The 19,601-nt window shown below is 40.0% G+C and carries 15 protein-coding genes; 6 read left to right on the forward strand and 9 right to left on the reverse strand.

Annotated elements, in window-relative coordinates; genetic code table 11:
- Nucleotides 1–54 precede the first annotated feature (54 nt).
- Nucleotides 55–2,598, reverse strand: coding sequence for an adenosylcobalamin-dependent ribonucleoside-diphosphate reductase (locus tag R3X28_RS02985; protein WP_154363383.1), 2,544 nt, complete (start codon nt 2,596–2,598; stop codon nt 55–57).
- A 289-nt stretch (nt 2,599–2,887) separates the two neighbouring features.
- Between R3X28_RS02985 and R3X28_RS02990 the strand changes: the two genes are divergently transcribed.
- From R3X28_RS02990 to R3X28_RS03005, 4 genes are all read left to right on the forward strand, one after another.
- Complete coding sequence (locus tag R3X28_RS02990) at nt 2,888–4,027, forward strand: SPFH domain-containing protein (RefSeq protein ID WP_154363381.1); 1,140 nt, start codon at nt 2,888–2,890, stop codon at nt 4,025–4,027.
- 59 nt (nt 4,028–4,086) lie between these two features.
- Nucleotides 4,087–5,169: a DNA helicase PriA gene (locus tag R3X28_RS02995; protein ID WP_154363378.1), complete on the forward strand. Its 1,083-nt coding sequence runs from the start codon at nt 4,087–4,089 to the stop codon at nt 5,167–5,169.
- Complete coding sequence (locus R3X28_RS03000) at nt 5,166–5,900, forward strand: metallophosphoesterase (RefSeq protein ID WP_154363376.1); 735 nt, start codon at nt 5,166–5,168, stop codon at nt 5,898–5,900. Before R3X28_RS02995 ends, R3X28_RS03000 begins: the two co-directional genes overlap by 4 nt.
- Before the next feature lie 61 nt (nt 5,901–5,961).
- Nucleotides 5,962–6,957, forward strand: a complete 996-nt coding sequence (locus R3X28_RS03005) for an acyl-ACP desaturase (protein ID WP_154363374.1) — start codon at nt 5,962–5,964, stop codon at nt 6,955–6,957.
- 41 nt (nt 6,958–6,998) lie between these two features.
- On the opposite strand, the gene R3X28_RS03010 is transcribed toward R3X28_RS03005, so the two are convergent.
- Both R3X28_RS03010 and R3X28_RS03015 read right to left on the reverse strand, forming a co-directional pair.
- A complete protein-coding gene (locus R3X28_RS03010) occupies nt 6,999–7,574 on the reverse strand; it encodes a hypothetical protein (protein ID WP_154363372.1) in 576 nt (191 codons plus the stop codon).
- A 27-nt stretch (nt 7,575–7,601) separates the two neighbouring features.
- Nucleotides 7,602–8,507 carry an OmpA family protein gene (locus R3X28_RS03015; protein WP_154363370.1) on the reverse strand — a complete coding sequence of 302 codons (906 nt, stop codon included), beginning with the start codon at nt 8,505–8,507 and terminating at the stop codon, nt 7,602–7,604.
- A gap of 414 nt (nt 8,508–8,921) precedes the next feature.
- Between R3X28_RS03015 and R3X28_RS03020 the strand changes: the two genes are divergently transcribed.
- On the forward strand, nt 8,922–9,044 hold the full coding sequence (locus tag R3X28_RS03020) for a hypothetical protein (RefSeq protein ID WP_281351200.1): 123 nt from the start codon (nt 8,922–8,924) through the stop codon (nt 9,042–9,044).
- 150 nt (nt 9,045–9,194) lie between these two features.
- Here R3X28_RS03020 and R3X28_RS03025 read toward each other — a convergent pair whose 3' ends face one another.
- The 4 genes from R3X28_RS03025 to R3X28_RS03040 form a co-directional block, all read right to left on the reverse strand.
- Complete coding sequence (locus R3X28_RS03025; RefSeq protein WP_317662299.1) at nt 9,195–10,748, reverse strand: aldehyde dehydrogenase family protein; 1,554 nt, start codon at nt 10,746–10,748, stop codon at nt 9,195–9,197.
- A 102-nt stretch (nt 10,749–10,850) separates the two neighbouring features.
- A complete protein-coding gene (locus R3X28_RS03030) occupies nt 10,851–11,213 on the reverse strand; it encodes a DUF1304 domain-containing protein (RefSeq protein ID WP_154363368.1) in 363 nt (120 codons plus the stop codon).
- 3 nt (nt 11,214–11,216) lie between these two features.
- Nucleotides 11,217–11,756 (reverse strand): 3-hydroxyanthranilate 3,4-dioxygenase, encoded by a 540-nt coding sequence (locus tag R3X28_RS03035; protein WP_282053768.1) that lies wholly within the window; start codon nt 11,754–11,756, stop codon nt 11,217–11,219.
- 99 nt (nt 11,757–11,855) lie between these two features.
- Entirely contained in the window at nt 11,856–12,332 is a 477-nt protein-coding gene (locus tag R3X28_RS03040; protein ID WP_154363364.1) for a CAP domain-containing protein, read from the reverse strand.
- A 333-nt stretch (nt 12,333–12,665) separates the two neighbouring features.
- Here R3X28_RS03040 and R3X28_RS03045 point away from each other — a divergent pair, with 333 nt between their 5' ends.
- A complete protein-coding gene (locus R3X28_RS03045; protein WP_317662304.1) occupies nt 12,666–18,185 on the forward strand; it encodes an alpha-2-macroglobulin family protein in 5,520 nt (1,839 codons plus the stop codon).
- An 18-nt stretch (nt 18,186–18,203) separates the two neighbouring features.
- On the opposite strand, the gene R3X28_RS03050 is transcribed toward R3X28_RS03045, so the two are convergent.
- Together R3X28_RS03050 and R3X28_RS03055 are read right to left on the reverse strand one after the other, a co-directional pair.
- Nucleotides 18,204–18,656, reverse strand: coding sequence for a hypothetical protein (locus R3X28_RS03050; RefSeq protein WP_179955004.1), 453 nt, complete (start codon nt 18,654–18,656; stop codon nt 18,204–18,206).
- 397 nt (nt 18,657–19,053) lie between these two features.
- Nucleotides 19,054–19,563, reverse strand: a complete 510-nt coding sequence (locus R3X28_RS03055) for a CvpA family protein (protein WP_317663054.1) — start codon at nt 19,561–19,563, stop codon at nt 19,054–19,056.
- Nucleotides 19,564–19,601 lie beyond the last annotated feature (38 nt).

A 19,601-nucleotide genomic window follows, 5' to 3' on the forward strand; every position in this document is an offset into this window, starting at 1 on the left:
ATTGCGGTTTTGTACTGAAAATCAATTAATGTCTTTCTTTAAAAGTTCAAATAATCAACCACATTTAGAAGAACCACAGTCCTTACAGGTTAGGCATCCTTCTTGGTAAATTAAATTTGTTGATTTACAATTATCACATTTTTGACCGGTGGCTACGGTGCCATCTTCAACAAAACGTTTTAGGGCACGGGTAACACCATTTTTCCAGGTATTTATCGATTCGCCATCCAATTGAAGACTATTGATCAAGTCGACTATTTTTTCGATAGGCATGCCATGACGCAAGGTACTGGATATCAATTTGGCATAATTCCAGAATTCAGGGTTGAATTTATGGGAAAGTCCTTCAATTGTCGTTTTATATCCTCTCTTGTTCTTGTATTGAAAATCGTAACGGGAAGTGCCGTCCTCATTCCTGTTTTTAATGATCAATCCGTCTTCTACCCAACGAGGTATCAATATACCATCTTCATCATCGGCCAAACCAGTAAAGATTTCATAAGGTTTGTCATCTATCAATCCGATAAAAGCAATCCACTTTTCCTTGTTGTTCTGAAAGCGGACAACATCGGCTTCCAATACTTCTGGTCGCTTTGTAGGGAAGGGTGTCAAGGTCTTGTCCGCTTCCGGTTCGTTGGCGATCAATACGCCTGATCTAGAACCATCACGGTAAACGGTAACCCCTTTACATCCTGATTTCCAAGCTTCTAAATATAATTTGCCGACCAACTCTTCTGGTACATCGTTGGGTAAATTGATGGTTACGCTAATGGAGTGGTCTACCCATTTTTGAACCGCTCCTTGCAAACGTACTTTGCTCAACCAATCAACATCGTTTGAGGTTGCTTTGTAGTAGGGTGATTTTTGAACGATTTTGTCTAGTTCTTCCTGGCTATATCTTTTTTCGGTGCTAATATCATTAGCTTCCATCCATTCTTTGAACCTGTGGTGGAAAACCACATACTCTTCCCATGAATCACCCACTTCATCTACGAAAGTGACTTTAGAGTTCTTGTCGTTCGGGTTTACTTTTCTTCTACGTTTGTAAACTGGCATGAATACCGGCTCTATACCTGAACTGGTTTGGGTCATTAAACTTGTGGTCCCAGTTGGCGCTATGGTCAATAAGGCAATATTACGACGCCCGTATTCCAACATTTCATAATATAATTTTTCATCGGCATCCTTGAGACGAAGTATAAAAGGATTGTCTTTTTCCCTTTCGGCATCAAAGATTTCGAAAGCTCCTCTTTCCTTAGCAGCATGTACGGAGGCCCTGTAGGCCTCAACCGCGATGGTTTTATGGATTTCGACAGAAAAAGTATTGGCTTCATCGCTGCCGTACCTTAAACCTAAAGCGGCCAACATATCCCCTTCAGCTGTAATACCAATACCGGTTCGGCGGCCACTGATCGCTTTTTCCTTGATTTTCTCCCATAAACGTATTTCTACAGCTTTGGTTTCGTCAAGTTCAGGATCCGCAGCGATTTTCTCCAAAATGCGATCAACCTTTTCCAGTTCAAGGTCAATGATATCGTCCATGATACGTTGTGCAGCCCCAATATGCTTTTTAAATAAAGGAAAGTTGAACTTTGCTTTTTTCGTAAAGGGCTGATCTACGTATGAGAAAAGATTCACGGCCAATAATCTACAGGAATCGTAAGGGCATAAAGGAATTTCCCCACAAGGATTCGTTGATACAGTTTTATAACCTAGATCCGCATAACAGTCCGGTACCGATTCATTAATGATGGTATCCCAAAACAAAATTCCAGGTTCCGCAGATTGCCATGCATTATGAACGATTTTGCCCCATAATTTATTCGCTTCTATTTCTTTAGTGAATTTTGGGTCATCGCTGTGAATAGGGAATTTCTGGGTGTAGTTGGTGTTGTTGGCTACCGCCTTCATGAAATCGTCATCGATTCGCACAGAAACATTTGCCCCGGTTACCTTACCTTGTTCCATTTTGGCATCGATAAAATCTTCTGCATCAGGATGGTTTATTGAGACCGAAAGCATTAGGGCACCTCTTCGTCCATCTTGGGCCACTTCCCTTGTGGAATTTGAGTAACGCTCCATAAATGGCACCAGTCCGGTAGAAGTCAATGCGGAATTTTTGACAGCCGAGCCTTTAGGTCTAATATGGGAAAGATCATGGCCTACCCCTCCACGACGTTTCATCAATTGCACCTGTTCTTGGTCAATTTTCATTATGCCGCCATAAGAATCGGAATTGCCTTCATTTCCTATCACAAAACAATTGGATAGGGACGCAACCTGGTACGGATTTCCTATACCCGCCATTGGGCTGCCTTGGGGTACGATATATTTGAAGTTCTTTATTAGATCATAAACCTCTTTTTCAGAAAGGGGATTAGGATATTTTTGCTCAACTCTGCTAATTTCCTTCGCGATTCTGCGATGCATATCGTCAGGGTTGAGTTCATAGATATTGCCATCGGAATCTTTGAGGGCATATTTGTTAACCCATACTTGGGCTGCTAGGTCATCGCCTTTAAAATAAGCAAGGCTGGATTGGTAGGCTTCTTCTTGGGAATAGATTTTCCTTTGGGACTGAACTGTTTTTAACTGCATTTGTGAATGATATGGTTTAAGGTGCTTAGAATTTTAATGTAAAAGTATGCAAAAAGAAAAGAATCACATCATGACAAAAGTCATAAAGTGTACAAGAAAAAGTAGTTAAAAGACTAAAACTCAGATATATAATAAATTATCAACAAAATAAAGTTAACAAATTTATTAAATTTTTGATTCTGGAAAGCTAATAATTGAAACTGTTGGTAGACCAATTAATTATGGGGTTTTGCCCTTTGGAACAATTAAATAAATCCTTATCTTTTAACAAAATAAAAATATTGATACCATGAATATATTTGATGAAATAAAGAATAAACTGAGTCACGAGTTTATAGACATTATTGAATGGTTGGATACTTCTAACGACACCATCGTTCATCGGTTCGAAAGATATCAGAACGAAATCAAGAACAATGCAAAACTCATTGTTCGGGAAGGTCAAACAGCGGTTTTCGTAAACGAAGGACAATTAGCTGATGTATTTAAACCGGGAACATATACCTTAAGTACAAAGAACCTACCCATATTAACAACTTTAAAAGGGTGGAAATATGGTTTTGACAGCCCCTTTAAAGCTGAGGTCTATTTTGTGAACACCCGTTTGTTCACCGATGAGAAATGGGGGACAAAAAATCCTTTTATGTTGAGCGATGAAAGATTTGGGTTGGTCGAGATCAGAGCCTTCGGAACCTATAGTTTTCGAATCAACGATCCTGGGAAATTTGTTGTGGATGTTGTTGGCACCGATGGTAATTTTACCAACTACGAAGTCAATGAACACTTAAAAAGTTTAATCGTGACCCGTTTCACCGATACGGTTGGGGAAGCCAATCTGCCCATAGAATTATATGCAGCCAATACCAGCGAACTTTCGGAAACCTGCCAAGACGTGATGCAACCTGAATTTGGACGGGTGGGCATAGAACTTGAAAAATTCTATATCGAGAATGTTTCAATGCCAGAAGAGCTCAAAAAAGAAATATTCGAATATAGCCGACTCGATAAACTCGATATGACCAAATTATCACAATTCAAAGCAGCCAAGGCCATGGAGGCAGCTGCCAAGAATGAAGGTGGCACTGCTGGAGCAGGCATGGGTATGGGAATGGGCTTTGTGTTGGCACAGCAAATGGGGAACATGATGGGGCATGGGGCAACCCAACAACCTTTTGGTGGGCAACCCCAACAAGCTGCTGTAACCCCTCCGCCAATGCCGGCACAAGTGCTTTACCATTACGCTGTAAATGGTCAACAAGCCGGCCCCGTTACCTTTGATAAGTTGAAAGAGCTTTTTGCCAGTAGAACCATTAATAGGGATTCCTTGGTTTGGAAACCGGGTATGGCCAATTGGTCGGCATTGAAAGATGTTGAGGAACTAAAGGTGTTTTTAGGAGGTAGTACCCCACCACCATTACCAACAGTTTAAATAACCATATAACTATTTCTTGAATTTCCACAGGGTAGTGGTAAATGCAACATTTATATATGGAAGAAATCCTGAATTCCGAAGCCAATAAGTCCTGTGCCAATTGTGGTGCGGAACTTAAATTCAAACCTGGTTCAAATCAGCTTACTTGTGAATATTGTGGTTATGAAGAATTTATTGAACAAACGAAAAGCAGCTTTGAAGAACTGGAACTTGAGCATTACCTTAAAGTTGTTGGGGAAAATGCCTATACGGAATCTATAGATCTACTTCATTGTAAAAACTGTGGTGCGAACCAACATGTGGAGGAAAATTATAAATCCCTCAATTGTGTATATTGTGGAGAACCCCTTATTCGTGAGGATATTGAAAAGGAGGGTTGGATCCTTCCCGGGGCACTGGTGCCTTTTCAATTGGACGGTAAAAAGGCCCGTTCCATTTTTAAAAAATGGGTAAGTAGCATTTGGTTCGCGCCAAATAATTTGAAGCGAGCTGCGCTTGACCCAGAGGGTTTGCGAGGTCTTTATGTTCCGTATTGGACTTTTGATTCTAATTTGTACGCGGAATATCAAGGTCAACGAGGTGATTATTATTATGAAACACGAAAGGTGCGTACCAAAAATGGCACTCAGACCCGACAGGTTCGTAAAACAAGATGGTCAAGCGCATCAGGTACCGTAAGTGGTTTTGTAGATGATATTTTGATAAACGCCTCGGAAAAAAAACGAAGGGAAATACCAGCTAAAATAGCCCATTGGAACCTAAAGGAACTGGCAGTTTTCAATTCAAAGTATTTGGCTGGGTTTGTTACCGAAAAATATACCATTTCCTTGAAAGAAGGTCATCACCGATCATTTCAGGAAGCCAAGGATATTGCCTATAACTGGATTCGGAGGGATATTGGTGGCGATACCCAACGCATAGGGCATGCAGATATAAAATTGTCCGACGAGACATTTAAACACATTTTGCTACCTGTATATATCAGTTCATATAGATATAGCGGTAAGGAGTACCTTTTTTATATTAATGGGCAAACAGGAGCTTTAAGTGGTTCTAGACCATATTCTTTCTGGAAAATATTCTTTTTAGTGCTTTTTATTCTTGTAGTAATCGTCCTTATTGCGATTTTTGCACAATGATGACAAAAAGGACATTGGTAATAGGTGATATTCACTCTGGTTTAAAGGCTCTTGAACAAGTATTGTTGAGGGCCGAAGTTTCCTCGACAGATAGATTGATTTTTTTAGGGGATTACGTTGATGGTTGGAGTACCGCTGTGGAAACCGTGGATTTCTTGATGGATTTTGAAAAGACCCACGAGTGTGTTTTCTTAAGGGGAAACCACGATGAACTTTGCTCCAATTGGCTTCAAACCGCTGAGGATAACCCAACTTGGTTGCAACATGGTGGCGCATCGAGTGTTCAATCTTACAACAAGGCCAATAAATCTACCATAGAAAATCATATAGGTTTTTTCAATTCCTTAGTCAATTATCAACTGGATCCGGATAACCGAATTTATTTACATGCCGGTTTCACCAATATCAAAGGTGTAGAATACGAGTATTTCACTAAGACTTTCTATTGGGACAGAACCCTATGGGAATTGGCACTTTCTCTCAACCCTTCCTTACCGAAAGACCATCAGTATTATCCTAAAAGGTTGGTACATTACGATGAGATATTCATTGGTCACACCCCTGTTACACGAATAGGAAAGACGACTCCACAAAAAGCCGCCAACGTTTGGAATATTGATACCGGTGCTGCTTTTTTCGGACCGATATCGATTATGGATGTACATACCAAACAAGTATGGCAGAGCGATCCTGTACACACTTTATATCCTAACGAAAAGGGCAGGAATTAAATTTTAGCACAACTTTATCTAAATTTTATTGATATAATTGTATCTTATATAAAAAGAAAACATGGTAAAGAAAAATATAAGATTGGAAGTAATGCAGGCCATTGAGCCCAAAGTTGGGGAGTTTATGGAGTCATTCCTGATTCCCATCGAAGACATTTGGCAACCATCTGATTTTCTTCCGGATCCTAAAAGTGATAATTTTTTGAATGACATTGACCAATTGCGCGAAGAGTCAAAAGAATTGGGATATGACTTCTGGGTGACCATGGTAGCCGATACGATTACTGAAGAAGCCTTGCCTACATATGAGGCTTGGTTAATGGATGTTGAGGGAATAAACCAGCATGAAGGAAAAGAAAACGGTTGGTCTAAATGGGTACGTGCCTGGACGGCGGAAGAAAACCGTCATGGTGATGTGCTGAACAAGTACTTATATCTGTCAGGACGCGTTAATATGCGCGAAGTTGAAATTACTACACAGCATTTGATCGCTGACGGATTCGATATCGGTACCGATAGGGATCCGTACAAAAACTTTGTCTACACCTCATTTCAGGAATTGGCCACGAACATATCACACAAAAGGGTAGGACAAATGGCCAAAAAGAAAGGCAATGCCCTTTTAGGAAAAATGTGCACGATAATCGCTGGTGACGAAATGCGACATCATTTAGCATACAGGGAGTTCGTAAAGCACATTTTTGGTGAGGATCCTTCCGGGATGATGTTGGCATTTGCGGATATGATGAAAAAGAAGATAGTAATGCCAGCCCATTTTTTAAGGGAGTCAGGAGGGAATATTGGTACCGCCTTTGAAAATTTCTCCAATTGTGCCCAGCGTTTGGGGGTTTATACGGCCCAAGACTATATTGATATTCTTAAGAAATTAAATGCTTATTGGGAATTGGATGCTGTTAGAAGTTTAACCGATGAAGCTGAAAAAGCACGTGATTATTTAATGAAATTGCCGCAAAGGTTGCAACGTATTTCCGAACGAATGTCGTTTCCTGAAGACCAATACCACTTTAAATGGGTTGAGGCCAACGGAGCATTATAGAATAAAAATCCCTGACGTTTATGTCAGGGATTTTTTTTGGGTTATAATTTTCCGTGATCGTGTTCATCTTGCCACTTGGCAAGTTCTTTCCATTTACCTTCATAGCACATTTTTGCTTGCATTGGCCATGAGGCTGGATCGTGTACTTTATAACGGTCACCACCGCCGGCAAGTACTTTTCTACAATCGGCTACCGATGTTTCGGAAAGTGCCTTCCAAGTTTTTATTCCTGAATCAATGAACATTCCTGAAATTTTTGGGCCAATACCTTCGACAACTTTAAGGTCATCTTGTTTTATTGTCTTGCCCATCGCAGCTTTCGCGGCAGCGGCATCAAAAGGAATCAGCTTCTCTTTTGGGGGTTCGGGAGCCATTGAAGCGGCAGCCACCGCACCTCCTGCAGCTGCCATAGCGGCCCCGGCGGATAGTTTTCCTTTACAGGCATCAAGATCTGCTTGTAATTTTGCGTTTTTATCCTGTAGAAGTTTTAAATCTGCAGAATTATCTATAGTTGTTGTGCTTTTGTTTTTACCCAGGAGATATCCAAAGTAAGCACATAGTAAACCTACCAATAGCGGAATTAACCAGCACCAAATATTCATAGTTGAAAAATCCATTTTTTTATACGTTTTAAGGTTAGTGATTTAATTTAAAGTAATTACGGTTCGTCTATTTTGTGCTTTTCCTTCTTCGGTAGCATTACTCGCAATAGGTTCATCAGGACCTTTTGAAGTTGCATTTATTTTACTTTCAGGAATTCCATTGCGCATTAAATAGGATTTTGCGAAGTCCGCTCTCTGTTGGCCCAATACGATATTGGCAGCTCTTTGTCCGGTATTGTCGCTATGGCCTACAACATTGGCCATTGAACCATCAACCTTATCTAAATAGGAAGAGATATCAGCGAATTTTTGTCGTTGTGCGGCGGTCATGTTTATTGAAGCTTCCGCAGTGTTGAACTGAAGAACTAATGGATCGTTGTTTATGCGATCATATAATTCTTTTAATTTGGCATCGGCATCCTCAGATCGATCTCCCAAACCATATTCCAAAGGTCCTAAGTATATATTGTCTTTAGGAATCAGGTCATCATTCAAGACGCCTACGGGATTTAATACGCTAGACGGAATACCTTTAGAAACAAAATAGTTCTTTACGGCATTGGCCCTTGCCAATCCCAAATTGGGGAATGCGGAATCGTTTTCCTCATCGCTTTTATAAAAACCGGTTATGTTGACCACTTTACCGGCATTGTTGGTCAAGAAAGATTTTAATCCGTCGATTCCATTTTCAACATTTTGGGAAACCGGCATAAGAATATCGGCGGATGATGGATTAAAATTGAAATTGTCGTTTGTACTGTAGTCATAGCCTCCAGAGTTGAAAGCAAAGGGGTATGACGTAGCTTCAGGTACCACTGGGGCCATAACCTCTTTCTGGGGCTTTTCGTTAGACGCCATTCCACATTCACTGCAACAGGTAATGTAAAAATACGTCCCTGCCAGAATAATGATGATTATCCCTAGTAGGTTTGTAGATTTTTTTGTCATTGTTTATGATCATTTAGTGTTTAGATCCCCAATGTAGTAAAAAAACTTAAAAAATGTTAAAAAATCCATACTAAATCCTCTGAATCAAGGGGGTAGAAATAGACATGGTTTACCATTCACACAACTTTCCTTACCAAGTATGAAAAAAAGGGAATGACTGTACGGGTATTTTTTGGAAATTGCCCTAAATATAAGATTTGGCCCTATCTCTCCCGACAAGGTTCCGGCATTGGGATCGGGTTTGCTATTGAATTGAAATAACATTTAGAATGAATGGAGTTGTTTAGGAATGTCAATAACAATGACAATCGATACATTCATACAAAAGATGTGACCAATGGCACAGAAATACTTGGTTTTAATTAAAGTTACTAGTAGGTTTATGTAATCGGGAACTTGTTAGAAAACAACTATATGAAAGCCAAAATCAAGAACCTGTTCACTTTTTGCTGTATGGTGGTTGTCCTTGGCACCCAAGCCTTATTGGAAGGTAGTTGGAAAGTAGAACAGCACGAACGAAGAAAATTGGAATCTTGACCTAAGTATGGAATGGTCAGAACAATGGAACTTTAATTATTTCTTTATAATTTGAGTTAGTTAGTTGGTTGAGAACCCGCTGACCGTTTTAGATGGTATAGCTTACAGCAAGATACCTAATTGAAACGGTCAGCGGGTTTTTTTATGGGGTTATAAGTCAAATTTAATTCCTTGGGCAAGAGGTAGTTCGGTAGTATAGTTTATGGTATTGGTTTGTCTGCGCATATAAATCTTCCATGCATCGGAACCTGATTCACGCCCTCCACCTGTTTCTTTTTCACCACCAAAAGCACCTCCGATTTCCGCACCAGAGGTACCTATGTTCACATTTGCAATACCACAGTCGCTTCCCGCACAGGAAAGAAAGTTTTCAGCTTCACGAAGATTGTTGGTCATAATTGCCGATGATAGGCCTTGAACTACTCCGTTCTGTAAAGCAATGGCATTTTGTACCTCGCCGGAATATTTTAATAGATATAAAATGGGTGCGAAAGTTTCGTGTTGAACAATCCCGAAATCGTTTTTAGCTTCAGCAATGGCTGGTTTTACATAGCATCCACTTTCAAAGCCTTCACCTTTTAGAACTCCACCTTCGACAATCATTTTGCCTCCTTCTTCCTCAACTTGTTTCAAAGCTTTTTCATATAGGGTAACGGCAGCGGTGTCTATTAAAGGGCCTACATGGTTGTTTTCGTCTAAAGGATTTCCGATCCTTAATTGGTTATAGGCCTTAATAAGGGCATCTTTTACGGTATCGTAAACAGATTCATGAACGATCAACCTTCTTGTAGATGTACAACGTTGGCCAGCTGTACCGACCGCACCAAAGACCGCTCCGATAATAGTCATTTTAATATCAGCATCAGGGGTAACGATTATGGCATTGTTCCCTCCAAGTTCTAACAGTGATTTCCCTAGCCTTGAGGCAACGGCCTGAGCTACGATTTTTCCCATTCGAATTGAACCTGTCGCGGAAACCAAAGGTATGCGATTATCATGGGTCATCAGTTCCCCGACTTTATAGTCGCCATTGATCAAACAAGAAATACCTTCAGGCAAGTTGTTGGCCTTAAAAACCGTGGCAGCTATATTCTGGCAGGCGATGCCACAAAGTGGTGCTTTTTCTGAAGGTTTCCAGATGCAAACATCACCACATACCCATGCCAAGGCAGTATTCCATGCCCAAACGGCCACTGGGAAGTTAAAAGCCGAGATTATGCCTACAACACCTAAAGGATGGTATTGTTCGTACATACGATGTCCTGGGCGTTCGGAGTGCATGGTTAAGCCGTGGAGCTGCCGTGAGAGTCCGACCGCAAAGTCACAGATGTCTATCATTTCCTGTACTTCACCTAAGCCTTCTTGATAGCTTTTTCCCATTTCATAGGAAACTAATTTGCCCAATGGTTCTTTGAGTTCCCTAAGTTTATCCCCGAACTGACGTACGATTTCACCACGTTGGGGCGCAGGGGTGGTTCTCCAGGTTTTGAAAGAGCTGGTTGCACTGTTCATTACTTTCTCAAAATCCGATGCGGTTGTGGTTTTTACCTTTCCGATGAGGGCGCCATCTACAGGGGAGTATGATGAAATGATATCCCCGGAACCAAAATTGACCAAACCTGTTGATGTACCTTCATTAATATCTTTTATACCTAATTTTTGGAGGGCATCATCGATGCCGAATTCCTTTGCTATTTTTGACATTTTATAACTTTTTGACTTAGTATTGTTAAATCTATGACAAAATTATGAATAATTATGGGTATTGAACTTTAATTGGACGTACTGTGGTTATCCAAGTTCTGTTTAACCAAATAAAATTAGGGAAATTGCGATAAGTGCTGGTACGGCTTGTACAAAGAATATCTTTTTGTCTACTGAGAGTGCACCATAAATACCAGCAACTGAAACACATGCTAAAAAAAAGAGTGCGATGTTCATTGCCCAAGTAGGATCTTTGATAAAAAAAGACCAAAGGAGTCCCGCGGCCAAAAAGCCATTGTACAACCCTTGGTTTGCCGCTAGGGTTTTTGTAGGTTCGAAAAGGTCTTTTGGAAACGTATTGAATATTTTTTTGCCTTTGGTGGTCCAAGCGAACATTTCGAACCAAAGAAAATATAAATGCAATGCGGCAACCAGTCCTATGAGTATGTTTATTGCTATTTTCATGGTCTAATTGTCTGAGGTAAAACGTTCATCTACTGGCATTACCGTTCCGCAATGATCACAAGTGCGCAATTCTTCGGAACCATAGAAACGTTTAAAATGCCCAAGAAAATCCTTTTCAATATCATTTAACGTAAAATAGACCTCATATAACTTATGGTTGCAGTTGTCGCAGAACCAGAGTAAACCATCATCAACTTTCATATGAACCCTTTTTCTTTCTATGACCAAACCTATTGATCCTTGGTGCCTAACGGGTGAATGTGGTATTTTCGCAGGATGCAGGTACATGTCGCCAGGGCCAAGCTTCATGGTTTTTTTTTGTCCTTCTTCTTGAATATGTACCTCTATATTCCCTTCTAATTGATAAAAAAGTTCTTCGGTCTCATTATAATGGTAATCTTTACGGGCATTTGGCCCGGCCACTATCATTACAATATAATCCCCGGATTGTTTGTAAAGATTTTTATTCCCAACAGGTGGTTTGAGTAATTCACGATTTTCTTCGATCCACTTATTAAGGTTAAAAGGAGGTAGAACAGGCATAATAAAAATTTGAATATTTAAAGGCTATTATTGGCGACTTGTACCGATCTTAATAAGATCAGAGATTCAAATGTAAGAAAAGAATGCCGTACTTGGAGGTTACCTGTAAAAGAGCTGGGTAAAGTATAGATTGCCTTCGGAATCTTTCTTTACACTTACCGCAGTATGGGTGAAATCACCTTCCATTGTTTTTTTATGATCGGAACTTGCCAGCCAATTTTCAAAAGCCTCGTTCGCCGTGGTATAATCCTTGGCTACATTTTCGGCTACCATTTCGGCATTGACCTCAGCTGCTATACTTGAGGCTCTTGAACTGAAACCATCATGGCTTAGGTTGCCGGTAGCTATCATATAATCGTTATGCTCATTGGCATATTTATAGGCAAGGGTGCTGGACTCTAAAGATGTATAGCCTAATGACAAGCGATGGTCATTGACTATATCCAAGAGTTTGTTCTCTACTTCAATGTCATTCTTTGCCTCAAGAATGTTCGCGTCATCCAAAGATTCTTCACTACAAGAACCTAAAATGAAGACAAACATTATGAGGAATGCGTGCGGCAATCTCATTTTCATACAATGTTCTAAATTGTAAGTAGGTGTTTTCCGGTATAAGTAGGTGGAGAATTGGGGTCTCGTGCTCTAAAGTTGAATGGGGTCTTTTCAACTGTGGTAATGATATAAAAAATTGCTGTAAATCCGTATGAAAATATCTTTTTTTTCGATGAACTGCATCCCACTTTTACATTTATCATATATATCACGGTCAAAATCTGATGATTCATAATCGATAAATGAAGCCAAGGTCCACCCTCAATTTAAAATTAATATAACCTTCTTTTACTTTTCTGCGAATTAGGACGTTTATTAATAAAATCCCTCTTATTTTTATATATAAATTATCATTTCATGAAAATCTTTCGGTTTTTAAGTTCCGCTGTTCTTCTCCTAATTTTTATCGGATGTAACCCAAAAAAAGAAAATACAATTGATCGTTTGGACGACCTTGGTAAATATCAAGAATATATTTCTGAGGTTAGTCATGGTATAATTTCCGTAAAAAGTGATATTCGGGTTGTATTTCAACAACCTGTAACATCATGGGAAAGTGGTGATGAGTTGAATAGTGACCTACTTTCAGTCTCCCCTAAAGTAAAAGGGAAAGTCGTGGCCCTGAACAATAGAACCTTAGCTTTTATTCCGGAAAAAGGTTTTGAACAAGATACCGATTATACCTTTACTTTAATGTTGAAGGATATTGTTGATGAACTCCCAAAAGAGTTGGGAAGCATGGCATTTGGAGTGAAGACACAAAAACAACAATTTAATCTTTATACAGAACCGTTACAATCTTATTCAAAACAATTACAGTTCATAAATGGCCAAGTACGTAGCTCGGATGTAATGTCGTTAGAAGTATTGAAACAACTCATATCGGTAAAACAAGAAGGTAAAGAAATTAAAGTAAGTTTTGAAGAGACCGTTAAGGAAGGTACCCAATTCTATTTTAAAATTGACAGTATACAACGATTCGAAGAAGATACTTCATTGGAAATCTCATGGGATGGATCTAAGCATCAAATAGAAAGCTCAGGGAAGAATACGATAAATATTCCCGGTAAGAACAATTTCACGGTGTTGGAAGCATTAGTGCAAACCGGAGAAGAGCAATTGGTCTTGATCAATTTTTCGGATCCTATAAAAAAAGGCCAGAACTTGAAAGGATTGGTGGTCTTGGAAGGCTCTTCAGGTCCCAAATTCTCTATAAATGGGAATGTGCTTAAAGTATATCCCGGCGAAGAAATCAAAGGTTCTTCCCTGCTCGAGGTTTTTGAGGGAATCGAAAGTGCCGATGGTTATAAATTGAAATCCAAGTTCGAAGAACGTGTGGCCTTTGAGCAAATAAAACCCGAAGTTCGGTTTTTATCGAACGGTACCATATTACCTTCATCGAACAACCTAAAGATTAATTTTGAGACGGTAAACCTTAAAGCAGTTGACGTCACTGTTTTAAAGATATATGAGAACAATGTACTGCAATTTCTTCAGGGCAATGAAATGAACGGCAATTATAACCTACGTTCCGTAGCACGCCCGATTGCAGCCAAGAAAATAAAATTACACACCCAATTGTCGAATACTTACGGAAAATGGTCGGCACATGCATTGGATCTTAAGACATTGATAAGTCCTGATCCGGGTGCCATTTATCGGGTGGAATTCAACTTTAAACCTTCCTACAGTTCCTATAAATGTGATAGCACCAATTTTAGTACAGAGGAAGAAACTGAAGAGAACTTTGATGAAGAGCAGGAAGCTAGTTCATGGGATGGTGTTGAAACCTATTATGAAGATTATTATTACAACTATGATTGGAACGAGCGTGAAAACCCTTGTCACACCTCGTACTACTATAACAAGAAAATAGGGATCAACGTTCTGGCCAGTGACTTAGGACTGACCATAAAAAAGGGAGTCAATAACAGTTATTTTGTTGCGGTGAACGATATCTTGAATACCAATCCCATAGCAGGTGCCAAGGTTACTTTCTTTAATTTTCAACAACAGCCAATAGGTAATGTAATCACCGATGCGGATGGTACATCCCTATTCGACGCCGACAAAACGGCATTCTTTGCCATGGCCGAGAACAATGGGCAGAAAACCTATGTAAAACTTAATGATGGTAATGCACTATCGGTAAGTAAGTTCAATGTTTCGGGAGTACAACTACAAAAAGGCATTAAAGGATTCATTTTTGGGGAACGTGGGGTTTGGCGTCCTGGAGATCAAATCTACCTTTCGTTCTTGCTTAACGATAATGCCAATAAATTACCCGAAAACCATCCGGTTAAATTGGAACTGATAGACCCCTATAATAAAGTGGTACTGCGAGAAGTACAAACTTCAGGATTGAATAATTTTTATCATTTCAATCTAAAAACCGATGAAAATGCCCCAACAGGAAATTGGTTGGCGAAAGTGTCGGTAGGTGGGGCTTCGTTTACCAAAACGATTAAGGTCGAGACCATAAAACCCAATCGTTTAAAGATCAAATCTGAATTTGACGGGGAGGTTCTTTCAGGAGCCAAACCCATAGCCGGTCATTTAGAAGTGAAATGGTTACATGGGGCCATTGCCAAAAACCTTAAAGTAGATGTTACCACTAAGTTCAATGCACAAAAAACGAGTTTCAAATCTTTTCCAGGGTACGTCTTCGATGACCCTACAAGGGTTTTTGCCGCTGAGGAACAACGTATTTTTGAAGGTAGGTTGAATGCCGAGGGTAAGGCTGATTTTAACATGAATGCCCAACCGACAAATAGTTCTCCAGGTATGCTAAGTGCGGCATTCATGACCAAAGTTTATGAAAACGGCGGTGATTTCAGTACCGATGTATTTGTTAAGCCATATTCCCCTTATGAAACTTATGTTGGACTAAACACCCCGAAAGGTGACAAAACAAGAGGTATGCTATTGACCGATACCAAACACCTTTTCGAGGTGGTTTCGGTTGATGAAAAAGGTAAACCCACGGCAGCAAAAAACCTGAAGGTAACCATTCATAAGGTGAATTGGAGATGGTGGTGGGACACTTCTGCGGATAATCTCAGTAATTTCAGTAGTAGTAATTATAGGGAGAAGGTATTTGATGAAACCATAAGTACGGATTCAAATGGCAAGGCAACTTTTTCCTTTGAATTGAAATATCCCAATTGGGGCCGTTATTTAGTACGTGTTGAGGATCTCAAAGGGGGTCATGCAACAGGAAAGACCATATACATAGATTGGCCGGGATGGGCAGGGAAATCAAGGAAAAATGACCCTTCGGCAGCAACTATGTTGGTTTTTTCTACAGACAAGGAAAAGTATAATGTTGGTGAAATCGCAAACGTAACTTTCCCTAGTTCCGAAGGAGGCAGGGCTTTGGTTACCGTTGAAAATGGCAGCGAGGTATTAGAATCGCTTTGGGTCGAGACCACAAAAGGGGAAACCCAGTTTCAATTGCCTATAAAGGATCTGTACACGCCCAATGTCTTTATCCACATATCATTACTGCAGCCCCATGCATCTTCCCTAAACGATTCACCCCTTCGTTTATATGGGGTTATTCCCATTTCCGTGGAGGATAAAAATACCAAATTGGAACCTGTTCTCGCTATGCCCGATGTACTTCGCCCAGAAGAAAGCATAACCCTAAAAGTAAGCGAGAAGAACAAAAAGGCAATGACTTACAGTATAGCCATGGTAGATGAAGGTCTATTGGATCTTACCCGATTCAAAACGCCGGATCCTTGGAACACTTTCTATGCCAAAGAAGCATTGGGTGTAAAGACATGGGATATTTATGATGAAGTTATAGGGGCTTTCGGTGGTCGAATCGATCAGGTTTTCGCCATTGGTGGAGACGGGGAAATGGCAGGTGCCAAGAATAAGAAAGCGAACCGTTTTGAACCTATGGTCATTTATTTAGGTCCGTTCGAATTAAAATCAGGCCAGACCCAATCACATAAAATCAAAATGCCAAAGTATGTGGGGTCGGTGAGGACCATGGTTGTGGCCGGTGATAATATTAAAGAAGCATATGGAAGAATCGAAAAGACCACTCCCGTTCGTAAACCGCTAATGGTATTGGCTTCCTTGCCCCGTAAGATAACCCCAGGGGAAAAGGTAACCCTGCCAATTACTGTTTTTGCGATGGAAAAAAAGGTGAAGAGTGTAACTGTGAAGATCAAGCAGGATCAAGCATTCACTATTGATGGTGCCGCTTCACAGACGATCACGTTTGCCCAGCCCGATGAGAAAATGGTCTATTTTAATTTGAATGTTTCCGATTTTAAAGGTGTTGGCAAAGTAATCGTTGAGGCTTCCGGTAATGGAGAAAAGGCTTCGTTTGAAATTCCTATTGATGTGGTCAATCCCAACCCGATGACTTCCACGGTACAGGATTTGGTACTTGAAGGCCATGAAAGCCAAACATTCGATTTACAGACCTTTGGTATTTCAGGTAGCAATACTGCACAAATTGAAATTTCGACCTTACCTCCCATGAACTTCAATGGTAGAATGAACTATCTGATCCGTTATCCGCATGGTTGTATAGAGCAGACTACATCGGCCGCTTTTCCACAGTTGTACTTGTCGGATATATTTGATTTGGACAGCAATCGAAAAAGTCAGGTCCAGAAACACCTGGAATATGCCATTCAGCGTTTAGGGGGTTATCAGTTGCCGAACGGGGGATTCTCTTATTGGCCCGGACAGGGAAGTGTTAATGATTGGGGAACCTCTTATGCCGGACATTTTTTATTGGAAGCCGAGAAAAAAGGGTTCGTATTACCGATAGGATTTAAGTCTAGTTGGGTCGGTTATCAGCAGCAGGTTGCAAAACAATGGCGCAGTGGTTCTGGAAATTCGGATTTGGCACAGGCCTATCGTTTATACACCTTGGCCTTGTCTGGTAATGCCGATGTGGCCTCGATGAACCGATTGCGGGAGACGAATAATCTTTCCAATGAATCGAAATACCGATTGGCTGCTACTTATGCGTTGATCGGTCAAAAGAGTGTGGCGGAAGAAATTATTTCCGGTGCCACTTTTGATTTTTCCGATAATAAATTCAATTATTACACCTATGGTTCGGAAAGTAGGAATAGGGCAATGGCCTTGGAAACCTTTGTGCTTTTAAAGAACATGGACAAGGCCAAGGAACTGGCTAATACCGTAGCCCAGAATTTAGGGGGTAAAAGATGGATGAGTACCCAAAGCACGGCATATAGCCTTCTGGCAATGTCAAAGTTTGCGGGGATGATCGGTGGTAAAGGAATCAAGGCCAAGATTACCCTGAATGGGAATTCAACCGCTATAAAAACCGCTAAAACCTTGGCGACTAACGAGTTGAAAATCAAAGAAGGGAATAACTCCATAACCATGGTAAACGAAGAACAGAACATTCTTTATGCGACTATTGTGAACAGTGGAATTTTACCTGTGGGAGAAGAAAAAGTAGTGGAACGTAATCTTAGGGTGAGTTCGGTTTTTAAAGGAAGGGATGGTTCTCGAATAGACGTTTCAAAGATCATGCAAGGAACGGATTTTGTGGCAGAGGTGACTTTGACCAATATAACCGCTAACAAGATCGAGAATGTCGCGTTGACAACAATTTTCCCTAGTGGGTGGGAAATTGTTAATACCCGATTTACCGATTTTGGTTTTTTTGCCCAGAATAAAGTCGATCATACAGATGTACGGGATGATCGAACAAATTTCTATTTTGATCTTGGTAAGAATGAAACCAAAACTTTCAGGGTATTGCTTAATGCGTCTTATTTGGGTACTTATTATTTACCGGGAGTGCAGGCAGAAGCTATGTACGACAATGATTATGTTGCACGTACGAAGGGTAAATGGATAGAAGTTGTTCAGTAAACCAATTAATCTTAAGGGTTAAATAGAAGCCCTTTTGGAAATGGGTTGAAATACGTTTGAATCAGAAATTTCGCTAACCCATTGAATGGCATCTTCCAATGAATTGAACCATCTTAGTTTGGTGTTTACGAACATTCGTTCTAACATGGCATTGAAATATCCTGTTTTGGTATAACTGATAATGCCATAGGCTTTTAGGTTATAACTCATTTTGAAGAATTTCTTCCAATCCGTAGGAACCAATGAATAGTCATTTACCCTATTGGAAATATAAACGAGATCTTTGCCGTTATTGTCGTAAAGGTTGGATAGTTCTTCGGTAATCAACCTTCCGTGATCTTTCCAGGACGCATGTACGTTCTCATGGATTTCACCAACGATAAAAGTGTCGAATAAATAAAAATCCCCAAAACTATAATTTATTTCGTGTATTGCCCTATGGTAATATGGAGTGTCCTTTAGTCTTTTCACTGTGCCCTCATTTCATTGTTCTCACTTACAAAAGAAAAAAACCTAATCTATTCCTAAGTTTTAAATCGTTAAATGGCCAAATTAATCTCTAAACTACGGGAATAGCCTCATTGTAATTTATTGTAATACAATTCGTTATACGAAACGGATTACAAGATGATATTTAACCGAAGACCCAATTGTAGGATGTTGTTTCTTACAATGTATGGTCATGTGGCCAATTTACTTTAAATGCATTGATAATTCAGTTAATGAAACACTATATTTTTTGAAAACTTATCATGGGCATTTATAAGGTTTTGCTTTATAAAAGCAATGGTTCTTGCCGAAAGATAAGTTTAGGCTAGTCATTTCAAAATTAAGGAACAAAGAAATAAATTGAAGGTTTTTTTAGGTTCTATTCCTTCTCAGTGCCATTTTCTTCTTTTCCTTCAAGAACCTTGGAAAACACCAATGCGCCGATTTCCTTTACAGGTTCATAAAGGACAGATTCGGCCAATGTTTCGCTTTTCACCATATTAACCGAAGAGTTTGCACGTTCAAAAAATACCAAAAGGGCGCCAACGATAACGGCAACCTTTAACGCCCCAAAAATAGCTCCTGCCAGTTTGTTCAAAAGGCCTAACATGGCAAAATCGGCGATTTTTGTCAAGAACTTTCCTGCGAGATGAACTGCTATAACAATAATGATAAAAGTGATGATAAAAGCTGATATGTTCATATATCGCTCGTTCCATTCCATGTTCTGGGCAAGGTAATCACCTGCGATATAAGAAAAATGAATGGCCCCGTAGAGTCCTGCGATCAAAGCGATGATCGAAGCGATTTCAATGAACAATCCGTTTTTAAAACCTTTGTAGAGTCCGTAAACCAGCAGTAAACCTAAAACGATATCCAATACTCCCATCATGATTGTTTTTAAAGGTAGATCCTTGGCTTGGCCTA

It is taken from the genome of Maribacter sp. TH_r10 (assembly GCF_033101095.1).
Classification (GTDB): Bacteria; Bacteroidota; Bacteroidia; order Flavobacteriales; family Flavobacteriaceae; genus Maribacter_A; species Maribacter_A luteus.

Excerpts from the sequence above, each read along its gene's own strand:
- R3X28_RS02985 (WP_154363383.1), bottom strand. The coding sequence starts at position 2,598 with ATGCAGTTAAAAACAGTTCAGTCCCAAAGGAAAATCTATTCCCAAGAA.
- R3X28_RS02990 (WP_154363381.1), top strand. The coding sequence starts at position 2,888 with ATGAATATATTTGATGAAATAAAGAATAAACTGAGTCACGAGTTTATA.
- R3X28_RS02995 (WP_154363378.1), top strand. The coding sequence starts at position 4,087 with ATGGAAGAAATCCTGAATTCCGAAGCCAATAAGTCCTGTGCCAATTGT.
- R3X28_RS03000 (WP_154363376.1), top strand. The coding sequence starts at position 5,166 with ATGATGACAAAAAGGACATTGGTAATAGGTGATATTCACTCTGGTTTA.
- R3X28_RS03005 (WP_154363374.1), top strand. The coding sequence starts at position 5,962 with ATGGTAAAGAAAAATATAAGATTGGAAGTAATGCAGGCCATTGAGCCC.
- R3X28_RS03010 (WP_154363372.1), bottom strand. The coding sequence starts at position 7,574 with ATGGATTTTTCAACTATGAATATTTGGTGCTGGTTAATTCCGCTATTG.
- R3X28_RS03015 (WP_154363370.1), bottom strand. The coding sequence starts at position 8,507 with ATGACAAAAAAATCTACAAACCTACTAGGGATAATCATCATTATTCTG.
- R3X28_RS03020 (WP_281351200.1), top strand. The coding sequence starts at position 8,922 with ATGAAAGCCAAAATCAAGAACCTGTTCACTTTTTGCTGTATGGTGGTT.
- R3X28_RS03025 (WP_317662299.1), bottom strand. The coding sequence starts at position 10,748 with ATGTCAAAAATAGCAAAGGAATTCGGCATCGATGATGCCCTCCAAAAA.
- R3X28_RS03030 (WP_154363368.1), bottom strand. The coding sequence starts at position 11,213 with ATGAAAATAGCAATAAACATACTCATAGGACTGGTTGCCGCATTGCAT.
- R3X28_RS03035 (WP_282053768.1), bottom strand. The coding sequence starts at position 11,756 with ATGCCTGTTCTACCTCCTTTTAACCTTAATAAGTGGATCGAAGAAAAT.
- R3X28_RS03040 (WP_154363364.1), bottom strand. The coding sequence starts at position 12,332 with ATGAAAATGAGATTGCCGCACGCATTCCTCATAATGTTTGTCTTCATT.
- R3X28_RS03045 (WP_317662304.1), top strand. The coding sequence starts at position 12,666 with ATGAAAATCTTTCGGTTTTTAAGTTCCGCTGTTCTTCTCCTAATTTTT.
- R3X28_RS03055 (WP_317663054.1), bottom strand. The coding sequence starts at position 19,563 with ATGGGAGTATTGGATATCGTTTTAGGTTTACTGCTGGTTTACGGACTC.